Origin of the sequence: Schlesneria sp. (assembly GCF_036405755.1) — a bacterium.
GTDB lineage: Bacteria > Planctomycetota > Planctomycetia > Planctomycetales > Planctomycetaceae > Schlesneria > Schlesneria sphaerica.
On the sequence record NZ_DASWWZ010000459.1, the window covers coordinates 1 to 2,347 of the forward strand.

The 2,347-nt window shown below is 55.6% G+C and carries 1 protein-coding gene; it reads right to left on the reverse strand.

What is annotated here, in order from left to right; genetic code table 11:
* The coding region (locus tag VGE80_RS15715; RefSeq protein WP_440593325.1) for a hypothetical protein at positions 1-1,017 on the reverse strand (1,017 nt) is incomplete at its 3' end.
* Between the last annotated feature and the right edge of the window lie 1,330 nt (positions 1,018-2,347).

Genomic DNA, 2,347 nt, shown 5'->3' on the forward strand with positions numbered 1-2,347 from the left:
CCAGACCGCTCCATCACTGACAAAGGTCAGGCTCAGTGCCTTGGCTGCTCCCAGGCGATGCAAGTGCATGGCAACCAGTTCCGCCATAGCGTCAGGTCCCGCAAACGTCCCATCCATTGTCATGCGTGACTTCTTCTCCAGACGCCCCTGCTCATTATGAATGAAGATCGTCATCAACTTGGGTTCGCGCCATTCGCCATCGAACGTCCGTTTTGCGAGGCGCTTAGAGCGTCCGGGCGCATCACTGATAATCAAACCGTCTTCGTTGAGTTGTTCTGCATGAGGCGCTGCCGCTCGCAGTTTTCCACGGAGTTTCGTCCGGCCGCCGTCGATCTGGATCGACACACGCTTCCCCGACAGTTCGTTTGTCGACGCCAAAGTTCCAGCACGCCAGGAGACCAATTCTGCCGTTCGTAGCTTCAGCAGTTTCTCACCGCATTGCTGAGAAATCCGCCGCACCGTTTTGAGATTGAGCGACAGTCCCTGACGCTCCAGTTCCTCACAAGCCAGCTCAAACGAGGGACACAGAGCCGACTGCCGAGAGACCGTACTCTCCAGCCCGGGAGAGACTTTCTTTCCCAGCCCGAATTGCACCTGTTCAATCTGCAAGCCCGAGACTGATTCTTCCTTCTGCAGACCATTCCCGCGACGACGACTTGCTTCACAGTAAAGCGACGTGATCCACATGACCACGCCCCCCAGAAGCCGAACCGACATCTTTCGATCGCGCCCCTTGGACAGCGGAATCGAATAGTCTTGTCGCGTCTGCTCGGCGGCAGCGGCAAATTCCGGTGTCTGCATCACGACCGATGCCAAACCCGCCACGACCATCCCGGCGCCCCGCGCGAACTCCCGGTGGACTTCCAATTCGAGGGCTTCCAGACTGAGCGGATCGCCTTTCAGACGCCGTTCCCACTCCCCCAGCTTCGGAAACACCTCGCCACTAAATCGGAAGAGCATCTCCGAAACGGATTTAATAAATTCACCATCCCGACCGTCCAAGGAAATCCCTCCCATCCGACCGCCTCCTTGCGATCTCGGTACCGAATCCATCCAATCCTCGATTGGACTACAGCAGGAAAGAATAACACAGACTCAGACATCCCTCAGCAAACAAACCTCACCCCATGCTCGACCGCAAAACGGGATTGCACCCGTAGAAACCTCTCCCGAGCCTGCGAGCAGCCAACGGGGACGCAACGTCTTCTGTTGCGGGATACACTTCGCACTTTCAACGAACTGCCGAATTGCACGAACCATGACTATCTACTTGACACGTTGGCGACGAATGATCGGCGTATCGATGCTGGTGGTGTCACTCGTCTTCTTGGGGGGGTGGATACGAAGTTTTACGATCATCGATGAATTAGAAATTCCATCCCGCCAGATCTACACCATCCATTCGGCATCAGGATCACTCGAATGCCTTCGGTGGAGCGGACGTAGTCGGCGCGCATCGGGGATGCTCGGTACCAGGCCATGCTTGTGGCAGTCCGCGTCGAACGACCTGTCTGCTGCATCGCAATTCGCTCTCGCGATTCCACGGCGAAGCATCTCGGAAATCAATTATGGTCCGGATATGCGACTGTTAGAAACGGAAGGCTGCTACGGTCCAGATCGCATTGCGACAGGCATCGGGATCAGGATTTCATACGGTACAATCGTCATTCCATTCACGTTGCTCTCCTCATGGCTGTTGCTCTCGAAACGACGATGATTCGGTCGATTTGCGGCAGGCAGCATTTTTCGCTGACACAACCCGGGAGCAAATCCTCGTCAGGCTCTCTGACCTCGCGGGTGAGGTGCGGATCTCGATCGACGCGGGGGTTGCTGTAGAGGCGCGTGCGACAAAAGTCGTCGATCGGGACGAGCAATCATACCTGGAACCATAGCACGTCAGATTGACACCAAAGAATCCCCACCCGAGCCCGCAGTGTGACAATCAACCTCGGTTTCAAGCGACAGGAATCCATCCCGTTCAGTGTGGCCGAAAATCGAAACAGAAAGACCTGCGGCCGTTCAAGAATGTCTGCCCCCTATGGCAAACTTGCAGTGCCTCCGTGGCCCTTTTCCAGCGTGGATAAGACGTCACCCTACAGATGTCGTCCTATTTTTCACCATTCGATCGCGGGAAAAATCGGCATAGGATCATTCCCGTGACCATCCCAATAAATGCGCCGAGTATCCATCCGCAAAACACGACCGGAATGACCATGTTACCGCAACTCATTCCAGGGGGAGGCGGGTTAAGTCGGAGAATGACTGAGGGGCCAATTAGCGCCCCCAATAGACCAAAGAGACAACCAGCACCTTCTTCCCGCGATGGTATTTTCAGCATGGCCACAGA